We start from the raw sequence: 18,526 nt of genomic DNA, 5'->3' as shown, positions 1-18,526 counted from the left end.
AGCGAACTACTGTGAATAAATACAGAAACACGTAGACAGTAGACAAGGCGAGGGGAAACCCTCGCTTTTTTCGTTTTTGCTTTGTTGAATAGATAATAGACCGGCAAAATGTCGGTATTTAACCTATTTAACATAACGTAAATTATAGGCTTATTTATACAGTATTGCATAACATGTATAGGTGTCACTATAATATGTCCAATACTAACCAATATCGGACTTATCATGATTTTACCATTGGTCGACACCTTAAAGCAGCTTAGGTATCAAATCGCCCACCTTGAAGATGATACGCTTGCGCATGAATATCCCGAGCTGAAAAAATTTTTGGCTCGCCATGGTAAATTATTACCAGTAGATAACGAGCTGCAGTTTTTATTTCAGTTTTTGTATGTTTACGGTCGTAAGTCTGAAGCAACTTTTAACCGCTTTCGTAATGAGCTTGAACGTTTTTATTTATGGTCATGGCTGGTTGCTGAGAAGTCAGTGTTTGAGCTTAAACGGGAAGATATCGAGGCGTATGTGGATTTTGTGGTTGAGCCTGATAAAGCATGGACGCAAACTTCTGTACAGTGGCGTTATAAACAAAACCAAGGTATCCGTCAGGTTAACGAAAATTGGCGGCCATTTGTTCTCAAAGAAAATGGCGCTAGCCAGCAAACGTTAGCCGCGATGTTTACCGCGCTGAATGTGTTTTACAAGTTCGCTATTTTAGAAGAAAAGTCGTTCGCTAATTTTGTTCCGGTAGTTAAAAAAAATAGCCCGTATTTAGTTGTTCAATCGCAAATCAATCTTCCTGATACGCTGAGTGATTTGCAATGGGAATATGTTTTTGGTGTAACTCGTGATTTAAGTGAACAGCAACCAGACCTTGAACGGAATCTCTTTGTATTAGCTTGTTTAAAGGGTTTGTATTTACGTATTTCAGAGCTGTCAGACCGTCCTCATTGGTCACCGGTAATGAGCCATTTTTGGCAGGATCAAGATGATTTTTGGTACCTAAGAATTATGGGTAAAGGCAATAAGCTAAGGGATGTAACGCTTAGCGAAGACTTTATCGGTTATTTAAAGCGTTACCGGCAGTACCGAGGATTAAGCGCCCTGCCTCGCGTTGATGAGCCCTACCCAATTGTTCATAAACTAAGGGGTCAAGGCGGTATGAACGTTCGTCAATTACGCCGTATTGTTCAGCAAAGTTTTGACTTAGCAGTGGCTAAACTAAAAGAAGATGGCTTTACGGAAGAATCAGAGCAACTCGAAGCCGCAACTTCACACTGGCTAAGACATACAGGTGCGACACATGATGCGCAGCACCGCCCGCTAAAACATCTATCTGAAGATTTAGGTCACGCCAAAATCGCAACAACAGATCAAATTTATATTCAAACCAATATTAAAGAACGCGCCAAATCGGGCTTAAAACGGAAGATTTAAATATAAGAAAAAGGACATTCGAGAACGTCCTTTTGAGTCTTCAAAGAATAAGTGCACTATGCTAAAACTCACTTACGCTTAAAACGAATAATCAATTCATGCATTTCTTTTGCTGTAGTTTCTAGATCTTTACTCTCTTGGTGTACTTTGTCTGCACTATCTAGACTGTTGTTCGCAAGCTGGGCAATATTCACTACTTGCTGATTTATGTCATCAGACACAGTCGCTTGTTGCTCAACCGAAGTTGCAATTTGCATCGACATGTCACTAATTTGAATAACAGCTTGAGTGATTTGTTGAAGCATATCAGTGCTTTGATTCAATTGCTCAATACCATGGAGCGATTCTTCTTGACCTTGCTGAGCAATATTTACAGACGCTTGTGTGCTGCTGGTTAGTTGTTCAATAATTGCATGGATCTCTTTTGTCGACTCTTGAGTGCGTTGTGCAAGATGCCTAACCTCATCAGCAACTACGGCAAACCCCCTACCTTGTTCGCCAGCTCGCGCAGCTTCAATTGCCGCATTTAGTGCTAGCAAATTTGTTTGCTCTGCGATTTGTTCGATAATTTGTGCGGCTGCAGCAATTTTATCAGTTTGTTTAGAGACGCCTTCAACAGAGTTGCGTATGTCGGCAATCGTGTTACTCAAATCACCAAAGGCAACTTTGGTTTTATTAGCGATTTTTTCAGTTTGAGAAGTCAAATCAAGGGAGTTTTGAGCATCTTTAGCACTCAGTTGCACACTGTTAGATACATCGTTGATGGTTGTTGTCATTTCGTTCATAGCAGTGGCAACAAGTTCTGTCTCAGTTTGCTGCTTTTGTAAATCAGCATAGGTGGCCCGCGCTTCTTTACTTGCTGTGTGGGCTCCTTTTGATACGTTCTGTGCAGCATGTTCAACACGGGTGAGAATTGTATCTAGGTGTGCCCTTTCACTTTTCAAGCGTACTTGGATTGACCCCATGGTGCCATCCCAAGTTGAGTAAACTTGCTCGGATATTTCATCGCAAAAGCTGTGTGACAGCTCAGATTCCAGACGTCTCAACTGTTCCTTATCGCGCCAAGTCGCATAGGCAGAATACGCGAGCATATTCGCCATTAACCAGAAAAATCCTGCAGACTCTGAGGCAAAATACCAAAGCGCAAGGGACGAAGCGATGTTAAATACTGGCCAAATCACACGTAATTTTGGAAGGCGGATACCGCTTCCCTTATTGGTATTAACGCTGGTGTAAAGTTGACTTGCTCGTTCAACCGTAGCCCTATCTGGGCAGCTTCTAACTGATTCGTAACCAATGATTTTGCCGTTTTCCGTTATTGGCGTTACATAAGCATCAACCCAATAGTGATCACCATTTTTACAGCGATTTTTTACGATCCCCATCCATGGTTTGCCTGTTTTAAGCTGCTTCCACATCGTGTGAAACGCTAGAGGTGGCATATCTGGATGTCGTACTATATTATGAGGTTGACCAACAAGCTCATCACGTGTAAAACCACTAACATCGATAAAAGCTTGATTGCAATCAACGATATTACCTTTTAGATCGGTGACAGAGATGAGTTTTACATCGCGAGAAAAGGTCTTTTCTCTTTGCGTTACTGGGTGGTTGGTTCTCATTAGACTAGTCCAAAACTAACAAAAAATTGATTTTCCCTTAAAGATTTTCAGGAAAATACGCCCTCAACCCCCGAATAGCAATAGAGACGGGGCTAATTAATGATAATTACAACTATAGTGTGAGTTAATTTTGGTCGCAAATTGATTTATGCCAGTTTAGATCGAAATTAGGCTTACTCCCGTATAGGCTTTCTTGTAAAATAACTCTATTAAAATGATAATCTAAGGAGCGTTAGGTGTCTCGCTTTTCAGCCATTACAGATAACCCCCATGAAGGCCGATTTAATTCCAAAACGGGTATTCTTATTACGAATTTAGGTAGCCCTGATGCACCAACGGCTAAAGCACTTAGAGTTTATCTAGCTGAGTTCCTCTCCGACCCCCGAATCGTTGAAATTCCAAGACTAATTTGGTTAATCATTTTGCATGGGATTATTCTACGTGTTCGTCCTAAAAAATCAGCCCATGCCTATCAATCAATTTGGACCGATGCAGGCTCTCCGTTGATTACCATTAGTCGAGCGCAAACTGATAAAATAGAAAAGCAACTACGAAGTGAAGGCTTTGAAGAGATAGAAGTTGAACTCGCGATGCGCTATGGTAACCCATCGATTGAATCTGGGCTTGAAAAGTTAAGAGAAAAAGGTGTTTCTCGCATTATCGTTGTGCCGCTATATCCTCAATACTCCAGCGCGACAACAGGCTCAACCTTTGATCAGATCTCCAAAGTGCTTAGGGGCTGGCGCTGGGTTCCCGAACTGCATTTTATTAATGGCTATCATAAACACCCCCTTTATATAGAGTCTTTAGCTAACTCCATTAGGGAGGACCTTAAGGCGAATGGTGAGCCAGATAAACTGGTTTTTTCATATCATGGTACACCAAAACTATTTCTAGATAGAGGCGATCCGTATCATTGTTTTTGTCAGCAAACGACTCGATTAGTTGTTGAAAAACTCAATCTTGATAAAGAAAAAGTGATGACAACCTTCCAAAGTCGTTTTGGCAAAGCAGAATGGTTGCAACCCTATACGGACAAAACACTTGAGAGCTTTCCGAGTCAAGGTATTAAAAACGTCGCAATATTAAGTCCGGCTTTTAGTGCAGATTGCTTGGAAACGTTAGAAGAGTTGGAAGTAGAAAACCGCGAGGTCTTTGAGTCTGCTGGCGGTGAAAAGTACCGCTATATTCCTGCGTTAAACGAGCGTGATGACCACATTAAAGCGATAACTGCTTTGATAAAGCCCCTATTGTAATAAAGGCTCAGTAGTAACCATACTTTTTAAGGTGTGATATCAAATCATCACACCTTACTTTTCAACAGCACTTTGTGTTTGCTCTGCAAAAGCATTTGTTGTTAATAACTCCAGACAAGCTTCAATCGGTTTCGCCGGACTGTAAAAGAACCCTTGAATGTGATGGCAGCCGAGCTCTCGCAGCTTTTCAAGTTGAGTGAATTGCTCAACCCCCTCTGCTATCACTCCAATCCCCAATTGATCACTCAGCTTTATAAGGCAGTCTATCATTACTTGTTTGTTGTAATCAGACATTAAGCTGTCAACAAAGCTTTTATCTATTTTTAGGTAATCGACCTGATTTTCTATTAAGTTACTTAATGACGAATAGCCAGTACAAAAATCATCAAGTGAAACTTTGACGCCATGTTCTCTTAGTTGGTTGAGCGTTTTCCATGTATAGCGATTCGTGGCAAGTGATTCAGTTACTTCAATGGTAATTGCTTCATACGGGATCTTGGCTTTTTCAATAGCACAGGTGATTAACTTCACCTGATTAATACTGGCTTTAAACTCGCTAACGGAACGATTAATAGAAATCCCTATATTTGTGAAACCAGCATGATGAATTTTTGCTAAGTCTTGACAGCTACGCTCAAGCACAAACTGTCCAACTAAATGGATAAGACCAAACTCTTCAGCAATAGGAATAAAAGTGCCGGGCGACACCATGCCGTATTCATCATCAAACCAACGCACTAGTGCTTCAAACTTTGTGATGTGATTTGTGTCAGCATTTACGATTGGCTGGTAGTATACAGTTAGCGATCTTTCTTTAAGTGCTTGTTTCAACTTGTCCTTAAGCTTTATTTTGTTTAAATAGGCGTTTTGAATTGCCGCATTGTGTAGGGCTACCTGCCCGCGCTCAGTTTTTTTCACACTGTTAAGTGCATGCGCCGCGTTTCTCAATAAATTTGCAGCGGTGATCCGTGAACCTGCTTCGAGTTGTGCAACTCCCGTCGAGCAAGTAACTTCAATGGTAATTTCATTAAATACATAAGGTTGAGAGAGTTTCTGTGAAAGCTTCTGGGCAACTTTAAGTGCACTTTCTACATCGCTATGAGTGAGCAATAGCGCAAATTCATCACCACCATACCTTGCGATAATATCATTTTGTCGAACGGCATTTTTTAATCGTTTTGCAACAGATATAAGTACCTTATCGCCAATCTCCGGGCCAAAAACATCGTTGACTTCTTTAAACCTATCCAAGCCAATAAAAAGTAGTGAGCAACTGGTATTGTTACTTCTAGAACCTGAGATCTGCTCTTCTAGGCGCTGCATAAAGCTGCGGCGATTTAAAAGTGCTGTTAGCGGCTCATGGTTGGCGTAAAAGGTGAGTTGGGACTCGTTACGCTTCCACTCAGTAATGTCTCTAAAAATGCCAACATAGTTAGCGATTTTACCATGCTCGTCTTTGACGACACTGAGCGTTAGCTCTTCAGGGTAAATTTGACCATTTTTACGACGATTATGGATCTCCCCTTTCCAATGACCAAGTGTACTCAACGACGCCCACATGGCTTCATAAAAAGATTTGTCTTGCTTACCAGAGGAAAGAACTGCAGGGTCTTGCCCTAACAATTCATAGCCTGTGTAGCCCGTTAAGCGCTCAAATGCACGATTCACCATAATAATTTTATTGTCATTGTTGGTGATCATAATCGCTTCAGTGGCATGCTCGAAGACAACATTGGTCAGCTCAAGCTGTTTATTAAGCGAAGAAATGTAACTAATATCTTGTATGGTTGCGGTGAAGATTACATCATCTATGTTTTGATCATCAGGCTCAACCTGTCCGATAATTCGCAGTAGACCATGATGTTCTGTCCGTGACGCTAACGAAACTTGTAAATCTATATTACGAACAGCACCTAACCTTACCTTTTCCAATGCAACTCTTAACCTTTCACTATCTTCTATCATGAGCTTATCAAGAAGTAACGATAATGAAGGTGAATCTGCTTGTGTTTTCAGCAAATGATTTAAATGAGAGGAAAAATAGTGTTTGTTTTGTTTAAGCTGCCAAGTCCAAGTACATAAATCTGCTATCTGCTCGCCTTTTGCAAGCTGTTTGAGCAAAATACCTTGTTTATTTAGCTCTAAGTTATGACTAAGCTCGGTTGAGATCAGGTGTCCTAGCTCTTGAAACCATAGTTTCTCTTCACGGCTAACATGTTGTTCCTTGTTAAATAAACAGACCATGATACCGATTGGAGTATGATCTAACGCTCTTAGCGTTACTCCTAAATATCCTTCTATACTGAGGACTCGAAGAATTTCATCCTCTTCATAAAGTTGTTGTAGGCCACTGGTAACACTGCAAACGCCATTACTTGCCTTCGCGTCAAAGCATGGCGTGCCTTCTAGGTCATAAATGATATTGTCGACTTCTTCACCATCCGCAAGGTACATCACGGTTTTTACACGTTTGTCGTTATCGATAAACTTACCCACAAAGCAGTGATCAGCATCAAAGCACTCGTACAATTGCTTTAAGGCAAATTGATAACGCTGGCTGGTGGATGTCATATTGTAAAAATGGCTAAACGATAAATTCATAGAAGTCTGTAGGGCCAATCCTAACCAAGAGCTGTGTTTAATAGATAATAATAGTTCATTAAACTACATAGAATATAAACTCAGATCAATAAATTTGCTTTGAGTGATGGTTGGTGGTCAGTGGTAAGAAGATAGCGTCAGTAGACGCCATCTTACTTTAGGGAGATTAGCCGGTAATTTGCGGTTGTACGTCAAGGCCGTAGCCAAACATAACCGCGAGCACTAGCACAGTTGCGGCAGCCAGCATAAGTTTAGCCATTAACGGCATGCAGAATTTAAACCAATGCGTATAAGGAACCCCTGCCATACCAAGGATCCCCATTAATACTGCATTAGTTGGTACTATCATATTGGAGAAACCATCACCAAATTGATAGGCCAGCACTGCAACTTGTCTTGGTACCCCAACTAAATCACCCACTGGAACCATCAATGGCATAGTGACATAAGCCTGACCAGAGCCCGATGGTATGAACATATTTAAAAGCGTTTGGATAATTAACATACCCACCGCCGAAATTTCCGCAGCTACATAAGAAAGTGGTGTAGAAAGGCCATGTACGATGGTGTGCAGGATTTGACCATCCTCAAGAATAAGTGCAATACCACGAGCTACACCAATAAGTACAGCGGTAGTAACAAGGTCAGAGACTCCTTCGATAAATCGATTTGCTGCTTCATCTGCTGAAAGTTTACCAAGGATTGAAATAACGACACCCCACGCGATAAATAAGCCACCTAGCTCGTATAGATACCATCCTTGAGTTGCAATCCCCCAAACCGCACACACGAGAGTCACAACGAAAGTCAGCAAAATAGTTCTATGACGACCATTAAGCTGTGGATAGCTAGGAGCTTCCTGACCCGCAAGTGGGCAAGGCACGCCTTTCATCATAGAATATTCGGGGTTTTGCTGTACCTTTTTTGAATAGTTCCATACATGATGAAATCCAATTAAGACAAATGGAATAAAAATCGCAAATCGTAACCAAATACCTGAATATACTGGGACTTCAGCGATTTGTTGGGCGATTAATACCGTAAATGGGTTAAATGCTGAGACACCGTAACCAATACCGTAGCCAGCGATAATCATGCCTACCGCGGTCATGGCATCTAATTTCATCGCTTTACAAAGTGCTACCAAAATAAGTACAAAAGGAATGTATTCTCCGGCAGTACCGATAGCGCTTGACGCGATTGCAAAACAGAACACAACCATAAAAATGAGTTTTTGCGGCTTATCACCATTTTTTTCAAGTAAGCGGCCAATTAGCGCATCAACAGTGCCTGTTGCGCGCGCAATAGCGAGTACACCGCCGACTATCATCACAAAGAAGATTACGTCTTGTGCAGCAGCAAAAGCACGAGGGATAGCTTTTAATAGATCCCAAGGAGTAAGACGAACGGACTCATCTGCGATATGGTAGGTACCAGCAAGTACAACTTGTCTACCTGAGTCTGTGGTTGCGGTATCAAAAAAACCTTGTGGAATAATCCAGGTCGACAGCAGTGCAATTAGCATCATACCTAGCAGCAAGACTAGCGTATGAGGAACTTTCAATGTTTTTGCCATGGAAAGTACAGCTCCAAATAAAGGTAACGATAAAAATTGCAACGCATCTTACCGATATTCGGAGCAAATTTCACTTTTTAATATCAGATTTCCAATTATGCTACATTGTGGTTAGCTAAAACGGCGTGCTCAACGCGGTTTCTACCATTGGCCTTGGCCTGATAAAGGCTACGATCTGCAAGTTTAAGCGCGTGATGCAAATCATCAGAACACAATGGCCAGTGAGAAATCCCAAGAGAAATCGTGATATGCCCCGCTTCATCAAATTGAGTTTCAGCAGTGCATGCACGTAAGCGCTCTGCAATGTTTCCCGCCTTATTGATATCTACATGAGGAAGAAACATTAAAAATTCCTCGCCTCCGCTTCGGCACAGATGATCTTGCTCGCGGGCATTGGTGCGCATTAATTCGGCGAGCTTTTGTATTACAATATCACCAACATCGTGACCATAGGTGTCGTTTACTTTCTTAAAGTGGTCTATATCAAGTGCAATAATGCTAAAAGGAATTCGTTGCTCATAGGCCGATTCAAGCCACTTCTCCATTCCGCGTCGGTTAAACAAATGTGTAAGCTGGTCTTGTTTCCGCTCATCATCGAAGCGTTGGATTTGTGCTCCTAAATTTTTTACACTACTTCGCATCGCTTGATATAACCATGTTGCTTCGTAGTACCACGTTGGTACATGTGGGAAGTCGATATTTCGGCCATCCTGAACTTGCTCCGAAAGCTTAGCCAGTCTCCATAAGGGCTTTGCTATGAATGAGCCGAGCCCTAGAACGCAAATGAGTAAAAACACGGTAAATGGCACTGTAGTTTTAAGTACGTGCTTCATGGTGTTTGAGAGATGCGACATGGTCACTTCCAGCGGGCGCTGTGCAACTACGCCCCAGTCGCTTGTAGGCACCAAAGCATAACCAGCAAGCATTGCAACTCCTTGAGTGTTGACGACTTGAGTCGAACCTGAGACTTTCTGAAGTAGTGATCCCACTACTTCATTGTCAGTGACATCCTGTCCTATGCGGTGATCGTCGTGATGATAGATAAGTTTGCCGTTTGGCCCTGTCACAAAAATATAGGTTTTATCTTGATGATGGTGGTTTGCAAGAAGCCGACCTAATATATTGTCTCCTTTTAGGTAAATGCCCGCTGCGATAAAGCCGGCAAAATTCCCTTTGTTATCAAACATTGGATGCGTTGGACTAACCATCAAATTGCCCGCAGGAGAGACAAAAGGTCCGACAATAAAAGGCGCCTGCTCACGCAATGGCGAAGTTTCGGCTTCATTTATAAGCGTTGTCCCAACGACCCCGAGTGAGCTGGGTTGAGCTCCTATGATTTCTCCTTGCGCATTGACCAAGACAATGGAATCAAAGCTATGAGTTCGAGTAAGCATTTGCTTAAGCTCGTTATTTATCAATTCCGGGCTATCCAAGTGTGAGACGATAGTTTCACCCGAGGCTTTTAACTGCATCAGAACCGACTGTAAGAAAAGATCGGTAACATCGGCTAACTTAGTTGCATAAGCGCGGTTTGCTTCTAGTGTATCCTTCACCATCACTTGTTTTTGCACTTGATAACTGGAAAATAATGCGTTAAATAACGAAGCTAGTACGCATAGTGTTGCAAGAATAAGTATTAGCTTTTTTAAGTCTAACCAATGTTTCGCTTTATTAATATGTGCCACTAAAAACTCTCTTTTAATGTACTTCCATGTCATTTTAGCTATTCACATTAGAGAAATAGTTAATCTATATCAAACTCTGGTCTGACCAATAACGAATAGCAATGCCCACATTTTTTGTGCCCGCATTATAACCAGATGGCTAGAAATATTTAGTTTTTTTAACAGATTATTGGTATTGTCGCTGTTCTCGGGTGTAAAATAATCTGAACATGAATACAGCGAAACACTAATGAAGAAAAAGACTACTAACCCACTCGTTGGTCACTTTACACTGGCAAGTCTCGCGCTTGCGGCAATCTGGATGTTTGTATCTGATAGAGATGCATTGCTTGTCCTCAACTCCTTGGTGTTAGTGTATATCGTATTTGCCTTAGCAAGGCGATTGATGAAGTCTACAAGTAAGAAGTCTACAAACAAAAAGTAACCTTTACTGTTTTGTATCAATTTGCTTAATAATGAGACCTACGTTGAGGCGAAAAAACTTGGTTAGTCGAACTAGATAGAAGATTTTTAACGCAGTTAGCGGCATGTTTGTTCCTCCACTTTGAGCAACTGTTAAGACAAATTGGTATTGATTACAGATTAACCTAGTTCAGTGCCAAGGATTGATCATTGACACTGAACAGTTAAAAAAATGGGTTATTTTCTAACTAACTTCATTAAGTTTTCTCCCTTACTATCAAGCTTATTGAGCGGTTTGAGCCCCATAATATGTGAAAGCGTTGGGTAAACCTCTAAATTGCTTGCTTGTGTTATCGTTAAGCCTGATTTAAAGGCTGGGCCATGTGCAACAAAGAATGCTGCCATATCGGGCGTTACTTCGTAACCATGAGTGCCATAATAGCTATGCTTACCTCGGCCCATAAATACGATTGGCGCTTTAGCTTGTAAAATAATATCACCTATTCGAGGTGATTCACCTCCATTGAGTTGTAACTTTTGCGCTTTAGTTAAAACATCATAACGGCCTTTAGCTTTTTCACGTAACTGCTTTATAAGCACTCCTTTTTCAAGAGATTTATTGCCTAGCGCATAAAGTGATACTCTCGTTCCGCTATTTTTTATCGTCCAATCTTCAGGTATATCTAGGTCTTCAAGTAGCACGGCTTTGCTAGGCTCTACGCTTGTCATACCGTGATCAGAAACGAGTACTAAGTTTACTTTGATTTTGTCCTTCTTTAGAGTCGCGATGAAATCACCAATTAAGCCGTCAATAAATTGTACAGCTTCTTTTGTTTTTTCATGATCTGGTCCATATCCATGGCCCATGGTATCTACTAGAGAAAAATAGCTGGCAACAAACAATGGCTTTTCGCTTTTCGGTAATTTTAGCCAATTATGAATTTCATTAAGGCGGTTTTTATAATCGGCTTGTTTTGAATAATGATAATAATAGTCTGGTGTCATACCATTGATTCTAGCGTCGGATTCAGGCCAAAAGTAGGCGGCAGATTTATACCCGTGCATTTTCACTAGGTTCCACAAAGGAATACCGCTAATCCATGAGCTATCCACTTTACCCATCCCCATTTTATAACACTCATCACGTTTTTTATCGCAAAAATAGTTATCAACAATACCATGATGGATTGGCTTTAAACCTGTTACGATTGATAAGTGGTTTGGAAAGGTTTTGGTCGGGTATTGAGGCCATAGCTTGGTCACACGAACGCCCTGTTTGGCAAGCTTTGCTATATTCTTTGCGTCGTGCTTTTCGATGTAATCCCATCTGAAACCATCTATAGAGATCAATATAGTTGTGGCGCGCTCAGCAAATGCAGCACAGCTAAAGATGGATAAAGTGAAAAGAAGGATTTTGAGCATGTATAAATTCCTATGTCATAAGAGTACCGCTGCAAAATTAAGAGGCTATGCAGCTTGTTCCGTGTGATTGCGGCCGCATTAAATCACAATGATTTGAAATTTATATTGATTTGCGGTCAGTGGATGACAATTATAGATATTCGGGGAAGGTTAACTTTCACTATGTTGAAGTAGAGCTTAATTAATACTTGATCTATGTCAAAGTGACCTTTATATTAAAGTTTCAATAATTACTGAAAGTTTAGAACGATGAACTTATCACCAAAAATAGAAAATTTTGTACTTCATTGCGGCGAAATGGGAAGCCGTTGGGGTTTCAATAGAACGATAGGACAAATGGTGGGCTTGTTGGTTATCAATGAAAAACCATTGACAGCGAACGAAATCGCCGATGCGTTAAAAATTTCACGCGGTAACGTGAGTATGGGAATTAAAGAGTTGCAATCTTGGCAACTTGTAAGAGTTCACCATGTTCCAGGAGATCGCAAGGAGTACTACTCTCCAAATGGGTCTATTTGGGATTTAGCTAACCGTGTTTTTGAAGAAAGAAGAAAAAGGGAAATTGACCCAACACTCACCTTACTTCGAGACCAAATCCTAGATAGCGCTAACTCACCAGAAGAAGTATATGCTCAACAGCAAATGCAATCCATTCATGACCTACTTGAAACTGTCACTAAATGGTCAGCCGAACTTCAACGCTTATCACCAGAGCAACTACAGTCGTTGATGAAACTCGGATCTTCAGTGAGCAAAGTAATAGATTTAAAGGATAAATTATTACGTAAGTCTTAAAGTGCGAGGTGCGTCATGCTTGATACGTTGTTATTGTCGCGAATACAGTTTGCGGCAAATATTAGTTTTCACATTCTCTTTCCCACAATAACCATCGCATTAGCTTGGTTTCTGGCGTTTTTTAAACTCAAGTATGACTTGACTGGCCACCCCGTTTGGTTGCGGGCCTATCGCTTTTGGGTCAAAATTTTTGCGTTATCTTTTGCCCTTGGAGTGGTTAGCGGCATTACTATGTCTTTCCAGTTCGGTACAAATTGGCCTGGATTTATGGAAAAAGTCGGCAATATTGCTGGTCCTTTACTAGGTTACGAAGTACTGACCGCATTTTTTATGGAAGCAACATTTCTGGGGATAATGCTGTTTGGAATGAAGCGTGTGCCACCTAAAATACATACTTTAGCTACTTTCCTTGTAGCCATTGGTACAACACTTTCAGCATTTTGGATCTTGTCTTTGAACAGTTGGATGCAAACCCCGACAGGCTTTGAGCTCAGAGACGGAATTGTGTACCCTACTGACTGGTTTGAAGTTATTTTCAACCCTTCATTCGGATATCGTTTCTTCCATATGTTACTGGCCAGTGCACTTACTGCTTCGTTCTTGATAGCCGGTGTCAGTGCATATCGAATGCTCAAAAATGATGAAAAACATGCACCTAAAAAAGCGCTAACAGTGGCTTTGACGGTCGCAGCGCTTCTTACTCCAATACAGGCTTTTGTCGGCGATTTACACGGCCTAAATACGCTAAAACATCAACCACAAAAAATTGCGGCAATGGAAGGAGTATGGGAAACAGAAAAAGGAGCACCGCTCTTACTCTTTGCGATTCCTAACGAGGAAGAAAGGCGCAATGATTTTGCGATAGGCATTCCTAATATGGCTAGCTTTATTCTTACCCACGACGTTAATGGTGAAATTAAAGGGCTTAACGAATTCAAAGGTGAACACCCACCAGTTAAGCCCGTCTTTTTCGGCTTTAGAATTATGGTTGGTATGGGAATGCTGATGATTTTGGTCGCGTTTGTTACCCGGTTTACGCTGTGGAAAAAAGGTGAGTTACCCAAGTGGCAACTAAAGGCTCTTGTAGCTATGACCTTTTCTGGCTGGATAGCAACTCTAGCGGGATGGTATGTCACCGAAATTGGCCGTCAGCCTTACATTGTTAGTGGAGTTTTGAGAGTTGAAGATGCTGTAACTACAATTGCCTCGGAAAACGTACTATTTACGCTGGTTGGCTATCTAACGATATACGCAATCTTATTGTACGCTTACATTCGCACTTTATTCCACACTGCCAGCAAGTCTGTAGAGGTGGAAGAATATGACATGAAGGAATTCGCTGAGGAGGTGACTCGTGTTTAATCCGGAATATCTATCCCTCATCTACGCAGGTTTGATGGCACTTGCTGTGCTTGTTTATGCAATATTAGATGGCTATGACCTTGGCGTTGGCATGATGATCCCACTGGATGATAAAGAAACAGCAGATACTATGATTGCCTCAATTGGTCCATTTTGGGATGCTAATGAAACTTGGCTAGTTTTGGCAGTAGGCCTTGCATTTATCGCATTTCCTCAAGCCCATAGCATGATTTTGCAGGCGCTTTACATTCCTGTTGTTTTCTTATTATTTGGCTTAATTATGCGTGGTGTTGCTTTTGATTTCAGAGCAAAAGCGCGAGTTAAACGCCAAAGACGGTGGGACAAAGTGTTTAAATTCGGGTCGTTACTTACTTCGTTTGCACAAGGATACATGCTGGGACTTTATGTCATAGGCTTTGATAATACACCGCTTGCTCATGCATTTGCAATCTTTAGCGGGATCGGTGTTGTTTGCGCGTATGGCTTGATTGGTTCAGCGTGGTTGATTATGAAGTGTGAAGGGAAACTACAGCAAGATGCAATCAGTTGGTGCAAAAAATTTGCGAGAGTTGCTTTTGTTGGTGTGTTGCTTGTTTCTATCATCAATCCAGTTATTAATGAATGGATCTACGAGCGGTGGTTTGACCTACCTATGGCTTTGGTAGTAATGCCTGCCCCAATCATCTGTTTGTCGCTTTTTGTAATCTTAGAGCTTGTGTTACAAAAGTTGCCAAAGTCACCTAATAGTGGTGCTTGGCTGCCATTCCTCATATCAGCGTTTATTTTTGTACTTTGTTTCTTCGGCTTAGTCTATAGTTTTTACCCGTTTGTGGTACCAGGCAAGCTGACCATCTTTGAAGCGGTTGCTGACGCATCAGCTCTCACCTTCTTATTATATGGCGTAGTGATTGTGGTGCCGACCTTAATTGCATACACGTTATTTTCGTACCGAGTCTTTTGGGGCAAGGTTCAACCCTTGTCCTACTATTGACACTTGCATACATTAGCCCAACCAAAAGGCAGCGAGTTGGAAGCTGCCTTTTTTATTATTCTAAAAACAAAGTTTGCTAAATTATATTTTGTTTAAGGCATTTTCAAGCCAAGTGTATAAAAAAGCCCGTTGCTAAAACGGGCTTGGTCGTTGTGTCGTGATCGTTAGATTTTTGGATAACCTATTCTGTCAGATAGATATCCAACGCTTGAGGCAAAGTAATAAGATCTATTCCAGTTCATCAAGGCCTTGTAATTGTCATAAGCAAGGTACATACGGCCATTGGCGTCATCTGGCATTACTAATGCCGCAGTGATATTCACTTGAGGTAAGTCAGTGCCGTCCATTCTACGAAGACCAAGCGCTTGCCACTCTTGTAGTGAACGCTCTGACTTACGCCATTCACTAAGCCACTCTTTGTGTGACTTGGTGCCACGCCTTAAAATGTAGCTAGTGTCAAAACCTTCTGGAAGCTGTACTTGGCGACCCCAAGTAAGATCATCGTTCCAGCCCACACTTTTTAGATAGTTTGCAATTGAAGCAAACGCATCTTCTTGTGTGGTCCAGATGTCCTTACGACCATCTTTGTTATAATCAACTGCGTAAGAAGTGAATGACGTTGGCATAAATTGAGTTTGCCCCATCGCTCCCGCCCAAGAGCCTTTAAAGTCATCTAGGCCGATGTGGCCGTCTCTTAAAATATCCAGTGCAGCCCATAGCTGTCTTTTATACAAAGCTTCTCGACGACCATCAAAAGCGAGCGTTACCAAAGCGCTAATAACCGGGTAACCACCTTGAATGCGGCCAAAGTTACTTTCAAGGCCCCATAGGGCAACAATGAAGCGCGCCTGCACACCATACTCTTTTGCTATCTTTTCTAAAGATTCTTGGTGTTCTTTATAAAGTTTGCGAGCTTGTTTTACCTTCCACTCAGGAACGCGCTTTGGTAAGTAAGTCTCTAATGTCTCGACAATTTCTGGTTGGGTTTTATCTGCCTTAATTACCTTTTCCTTAAATACTGCCGTAGCAAAAGCGTCCTCAACTAATTTTTGCGAGTAACCCTTTTCAATTGCTTCTTGTTTCAGATTATTAAGATACTCATCAAACTTGGCTTGAGTGTTGGCGAAAACTGATGTGGACAAACAAACTGAGGCTACTAATAGGGAAATTTTTTTTATCACGAATCTGTTACTCCATTTTGCTTTTTAAACTCATCTAGCAAACTTTCTGTGTGAGGGGGAAGCTGCAAGTAAAAACCATCATCAGTTAACTTTTGCTTAACCGTATCAAGATCTGCAATACCCAACTTTGTTCTTCTAGCAAGATCAACCATCATGACGTAGACCGGCGTGCCAAAAGTTTCCATTAAAGGTGCAGGCACGTTGGAGAAATCATCTCTTTTGGTTACAAAAAGGTAGGTATCCGCTTTTTTTGGACTTTTGTATATGGCAGTGAGCATTATAAGCCTATAAATTCTTGCTAATCATTGGCGCTCACTATACCATGCTATTAGTAAGTTGTGGAAAGTTTTACTACCCTCTAAAGTCAGGTAAATAAGGCTTTAGCGGCGGTTGTAACAGAAATTTGAGTACATATGGCAAATCAAACATTCGAACTAAAAGGAAATCTATTTACACTCTCTGTACTACAGTTGTTTTCTTTAGATCTGACCAAGTTAAGACAAGATCTTGATAGCAAAATTTCGCAAGCACCTAAATTTTTTCAAGGGGCACCAATTGTGGTCAATTTAGCTGATGTTCAGGAGCAAACTGTAGAATTCAAAGAGTTAAAGCAAACACTGGTCGATTTACAGCTCAATCCAGTGGGTGTATGTAGCGGTACTCAAAGTCAGCACGACTTAGCCAAAGAAGCCGGGTTTTCTGTACTAAACTATTCAAGGGATGTGCAACCGAGTGCCCCATCGCAATCTCAAGCAGCTGAAGTAATAGAAAAACAAGTTTATCTTCCTGCTCAAATTGTGAACGGAACGGTACGTAGTGGTCAGCAAATATATGCTAAAGACCGCGATCTGATCGTGCTAGGTGCTGTAAGTCACGGTGCAGAAGTTATCGCAGATGGTAATGTGCACATTTACGGTACGTTGCGTGGTCGTGCAATCGCAGGTGCGCAAGGCCAAGAAGACACTAGTATATTCTGTCAACGCTTAGAAGCTGAGCTAGTGTCTATAAACGGGAGTTATTGGATCAGTGATTCACTGCAAGGTGAACACTGGGGTCAAGCTGCTCAAATAACACAACAAGACGAATCATTAAAAATTACAGCTTTGGTCAAAGGATAAATCAGATGGCAAAAATTATTGTCGTAACTTCAGGTAAAGGCGGTGTTGGTAAGACAACGTCAAGTGCAGCAATTGGTACTGGCTTAGCGCTAAAGGGTTATAAAACAGCCATTGTCGATTTTGATATTGGTCTTAGAAACCTTGACCTAATAATGGGATGCGAGCGTCGCGTGGTGTATGATTTTGTTAATGTCATCAACGGCGAAGCTAATCTAAATCAAGCGTTAATCAAAGATAAGCGTGTTGAGAAGCTGTATATACTTCCAGCTTCGCAAACTCGTGACAAAGATGCTCTTACTCGAGAAGGCGTGGAGCGTGTGTTAAATGAAATGAAAGAAGAATTTGATTTCATTATTTGCGACTCACCAGCTGGTATTGAAGCGGGTGCTATGATGGCTTTATACTTTGCAGATGAAGCAGTGGTTACTACTAACCCTGAGGTGTCATCTGTTCGTGACTCAGACCGCATTTTGGGGATTCTACAAAGTAAGTCCAAGCGTGCGGAAATGGGGCTAGAGCCGGTTAAAGAACACTTACTGCTGACACGTTATAATCCAGAGCGTGTAGACAGCGGTGAAATGTTGTCTGTAGACGATGTTAAAGAAATTCTAGCGATTGATTTACTGGGTGTAATACCTGAATCAAAAGCGGTACTCAATGCATCTAACTCAGGTCAGCCTGTTATATTAGACCAAGAGTCCGATGCTGGCCAAGCGTATAGCGATGCAATTAACCGCTTACTAGGTGAAGTCGTCGATTTCCGCTTCTTGCAAGTTGAGAAGAAAGGTATCTTCAAGCGGATCTTTGGAGGGTAAGGTGTCATTATTAGATTATTTCCGCTCTGAGAAAAAAAATAGCGCGTCGCTTGCAAAAGAGCGACTGCAGATCATCGTTGCTCATGAACGATCAAAGCGTGGTACGCCGGACTACTTACCACAACTCAAGCAAGACATTCTTGATGTTATTCGTAAGTATGTAAAGGTAGACTCGGATGCTGTCAACGTACAGTTTGAACAAAATGAAGATGATTTAGCAGTACTTGAGCTGAACGTCACTTTACCTGATGATGAAAAGTAAATTC

16 protein-coding genes are annotated in these 18,526 nt (G+C 41.4%); 9 read left to right on the top strand and 7 right to left on the bottom strand.

Going from position 1 to position 18,526, the window contains the following annotated elements:
• The first annotated feature begins 225 nt into the window (after nt 1-225).
• The gene (locus DRB05_RS11875) at nt 226-1,434 is read left to right on the top strand and encodes a site-specific integrase (protein WP_128727135.1); all 1,209 of its coding nucleotides are present in this window, start codon (nt 226-228) and stop codon (nt 1,432-1,434) included.
• A 68-nt stretch (nt 1,435-1,502) separates the two neighbouring features.
• On the opposite strand, the gene DRB05_RS11870 is transcribed toward DRB05_RS11875, so the two are convergent.
• Nucleotides 1,503-3,056, bottom strand: coding sequence for a PAS domain-containing methyl-accepting chemotaxis protein (locus DRB05_RS11870; protein ID WP_128727134.1), 1,554 nt, complete (start codon nt 3,054-3,056; stop codon nt 1,503-1,505).
• 236 nt (nt 3,057-3,292) lie between these two features.
• Here DRB05_RS11870 and hemH point away from each other — a divergent pair, with 236 nt between their 5' ends.
• Nucleotides 3,293-4,312 (top strand): ferrochelatase, encoded by a 1,020-nt coding sequence (gene hemH, locus DRB05_RS11865; protein ID WP_128727133.1) that lies wholly within the window; start codon nt 3,293-3,295, stop codon nt 4,310-4,312.
• Nucleotides 4,313-4,366: 54 nt separating this feature from the next.
• On the opposite strand, the gene DRB05_RS11860 is transcribed toward hemH, so the two are convergent.
• The 3 genes from DRB05_RS11860 to DRB05_RS11850 all read right to left on the bottom strand — a co-directional run bounded on the left by DRB05_RS11860 (nt 4,367) and on the right by DRB05_RS11850 (nt 10,174).
• Entirely contained in the window at nt 4,367-6,913 is a 2,547-nt protein-coding gene (locus tag DRB05_RS11860; protein ID WP_128727132.1) for a GGDEF domain-containing phosphodiesterase, read from the bottom strand.
• Between the two features lie 166 nt (nt 6,914-7,079).
• Complete coding sequence (locus DRB05_RS11855) at nt 7,080-8,489, bottom strand: TIGR00366 family protein (protein WP_128727131.1); 1,410 nt, start codon at nt 8,487-8,489, stop codon at nt 7,080-7,082.
• Nucleotides 8,490-8,584: 95 nt separating this feature from the next.
• Nucleotides 8,585-10,174 (bottom strand): sensor domain-containing diguanylate cyclase, encoded by a 1,590-nt coding sequence (locus DRB05_RS11850; RefSeq protein ID WP_128727130.1) that lies wholly within the window; start codon nt 10,172-10,174, stop codon nt 8,585-8,587.
• A gap of 229 nt (nt 10,175-10,403) precedes the next feature.
• On the opposite strand from DRB05_RS11850, the gene DRB05_RS11845 reads away from it, so the two are divergent.
• Complete coding sequence (locus tag DRB05_RS11845; protein WP_128727129.1) at nt 10,404-10,598, top strand: hypothetical protein; 195 nt, start codon at nt 10,404-10,406, stop codon at nt 10,596-10,598.
• Nucleotides 10,599-10,813: 215 nt separating this feature from the next.
• On the opposite strand, the gene DRB05_RS11840 is transcribed toward DRB05_RS11845, so the two are convergent.
• Nucleotides 10,814-11,998 carry an ectonucleotide pyrophosphatase/phosphodiesterase gene (locus tag DRB05_RS11840; protein ID WP_128727128.1) on the bottom strand — a complete coding sequence of 395 codons (1,185 nt, stop codon included), beginning with the start codon at nt 11,996-11,998 and terminating at the stop codon, nt 10,814-10,816.
• 249 nt (nt 11,999-12,247) lie between these two features.
• Here DRB05_RS11840 and DRB05_RS11835 point away from each other — a divergent pair, with 249 nt between their 5' ends.
• From DRB05_RS11835 to DRB05_RS11825, 3 genes are read left to right on the top strand one after another with little or no spacing between them, the layout of a single operon-like run.
• Nucleotides 12,248-12,793 (top strand): MarR family transcriptional regulator, encoded by a 546-nt coding sequence (locus tag DRB05_RS11835; protein WP_128727127.1) that lies wholly within the window; start codon nt 12,248-12,250, stop codon nt 12,791-12,793.
• A 15-nt stretch (nt 12,794-12,808) separates the two neighbouring features.
• The gene (locus tag DRB05_RS11830; protein ID WP_128727126.1) at nt 12,809-14,155 is read left to right on the top strand and encodes a cytochrome ubiquinol oxidase subunit I; all 1,347 of its coding nucleotides are present in this window, start codon (nt 12,809-12,811) and stop codon (nt 14,153-14,155) included.
• The gene (locus DRB05_RS11825; protein WP_128727125.1) at nt 14,148-15,146 is read left to right on the top strand and encodes a cytochrome d ubiquinol oxidase subunit II; all 999 of its coding nucleotides are present in this window, start codon (nt 14,148-14,150) and stop codon (nt 15,144-15,146) included. The genes DRB05_RS11830 and DRB05_RS11825 overlap by 8 nt, the downstream gene beginning before the upstream one ends.
• Before the next feature lie 164 nt (nt 15,147-15,310).
• Here DRB05_RS11825 and DRB05_RS11820 read toward each other — a convergent pair whose 3' ends face one another.
• Nucleotides 15,311-16,327 (bottom strand): lytic murein transglycosylase, encoded by a 1,017-nt coding sequence (locus DRB05_RS11820; RefSeq protein ID WP_128727124.1) that lies wholly within the window; start codon nt 16,325-16,327, stop codon nt 15,311-15,313.
• Nucleotides 16,324-16,605 (bottom strand): YcgL domain-containing protein, encoded by a 282-nt coding sequence (locus DRB05_RS11815; RefSeq protein ID WP_128727123.1) that lies wholly within the window; start codon nt 16,603-16,605, stop codon nt 16,324-16,326. The genes DRB05_RS11820 and DRB05_RS11815 overlap by 4 nt, the downstream gene beginning before the upstream one ends.
• Before the next feature lie 135 nt (nt 16,606-16,740).
• Between DRB05_RS11815 and minC the strand changes: the two genes are divergently transcribed.
• Genes minC through minE form a run of 3 tightly spaced genes read left to right on the top strand, consistent with a single transcriptional unit; the run spans nt 16,741 to nt 18,522 of the window.
• Complete coding sequence (minC, locus tag DRB05_RS11810) at nt 16,741-17,445, top strand: septum site-determining protein MinC (protein WP_128727122.1); 705 nt, start codon at nt 16,741-16,743, stop codon at nt 17,443-17,445.
• Between the two features lie 5 nt (nt 17,446-17,450).
• Nucleotides 17,451-18,260, top strand: coding sequence for a septum site-determining protein MinD (gene minD / locus DRB05_RS11805; protein ID WP_095727585.1), 810 nt, complete (start codon nt 17,451-17,453; stop codon nt 18,258-18,260).
• Nucleotide 18,261: 1 nt separating this feature from the next.
• A complete protein-coding gene (gene minE / locus DRB05_RS11800) occupies nt 18,262-18,522 on the top strand; it encodes a cell division topological specificity factor MinE (protein WP_010372964.1) in 261 nt (86 codons plus the stop codon).
• Nucleotides 18,523-18,526 lie beyond the last annotated feature (4 nt).

It is taken from the genome of Pseudoalteromonas sp. A757, assembly GCF_004103285.1.
Taxonomy (GTDB): Bacteria; Pseudomonadota; Gammaproteobacteria; order Enterobacterales; family Alteromonadaceae; genus Pseudoalteromonas; species Pseudoalteromonas galatheae.
The sequence above is the reverse complement of the archived record's forward strand: the minus strand, read 5'-3'. Positions and strand labels throughout refer to the sequence as shown.

Bases quoted from the DNA above. Each gene is read 5' to 3' on its own strand.
- DRB05_RS11875 (WP_128727135.1), top strand. From the start codon at position 226: ATGATTTTACCATTGGTCGACACCTTAAAGCAGCTTAGGTATCAAATC.
- DRB05_RS11870 (WP_128727134.1), bottom strand. From the start codon at position 3,056: ATGAGAACCAACCACCCAGTAACGCAAAGAGAAAAGACCTTTTCTCGC.
- DRB05_RS11860 (WP_128727132.1), bottom strand. From the start codon at position 6,913: ATGAATTTATCGTTTAGCCATTTTTACAATATGACATCCACCAGCCAG.
- DRB05_RS11855 (WP_128727131.1), bottom strand. From the start codon at position 8,489: ATGGCAAAAACATTGAAAGTTCCTCATACGCTAGTCTTGCTGCTAGGT.
- DRB05_RS11845 (WP_128727129.1), top strand. From the start codon at position 10,404: ATGAAGAAAAAGACTACTAACCCACTCGTTGGTCACTTTACACTGGCA.
- DRB05_RS11840 (WP_128727128.1), bottom strand. From the start codon at position 11,998: ATGCTCAAAATCCTTCTTTTCACTTTATCCATCTTTAGCTGTGCTGCA.
- DRB05_RS11835 (WP_128727127.1), top strand. From the start codon at position 12,248: ATGAACTTATCACCAAAAATAGAAAATTTTGTACTTCATTGCGGCGAA.
- DRB05_RS11830 (WP_128727126.1), top strand. From the start codon at position 12,809: ATGCTTGATACGTTGTTATTGTCGCGAATACAGTTTGCGGCAAATATT.
- DRB05_RS11815 (WP_128727123.1), bottom strand. From the start codon at position 16,605: ATGCTCACTGCCATATACAAAAGTCCAAAAAAAGCGGATACCTACCTT.
- minC (WP_128727122.1), top strand. From the start codon at position 16,741: ATGGCAAATCAAACATTCGAACTAAAAGGAAATCTATTTACACTCTCT.
- minD (WP_095727585.1), top strand. From the start codon at position 17,451: ATGGCAAAAATTATTGTCGTAACTTCAGGTAAAGGCGGTGTTGGTAAG.